The following is a 321-nucleotide window of genomic DNA, read 5'->3' on the forward strand; positions in this document are numbered from 1 at the left end:
GCTCGACACGGTCCGGACGCTCCGCGAACGGGGTCCGGCCGCGATCGGCGACCTCCTCGTCGCGTCGCACGCCTCGATGCGCGACGACTTCGAGATCTCGGTCCCCGAGCTCGACACCGCGGTCGACGCCTCTCTGGCGGCGGGCGCCGTCGGTGCGCGCATGACCGGCGGCGGCTTCGGCGGTGCCGCGATCGCGCTCGTCGCCCGCACCGAGGTCGAGACGGTGTCGGATGCCGTAACCGCGGCGTTCGCGGCATCCGGCTTCGCCGCCCCCACGATCTTCACCGTCACCCCGTCCGACGGCGCCGGCCGGGACTGACC

The 321-nt window shown here is 74.8% G+C and carries 1 protein-coding gene; it reads left to right on the forward strand.

Features of this window, described 5'->3' with window-relative positions; translation table 11 throughout:
* Positions 1–319 (forward strand): hypothetical protein (locus ACQG3P_RS19035; protein WP_426805910.1); only part of this gene is annotated, 319 nt, incomplete at its 5' end.
* Positions 320–321 lie beyond the last annotated feature (2 nt).

The sequence above is a fragment of the Stenotrophomonas sp. SrG genome (genome assembly GCF_050031795.1).
GTDB lineage: Bacteria > Pseudomonadota > Gammaproteobacteria > Xanthomonadales > Xanthomonadaceae > Stenotrophomonas > Stenotrophomonas rhizophila_A.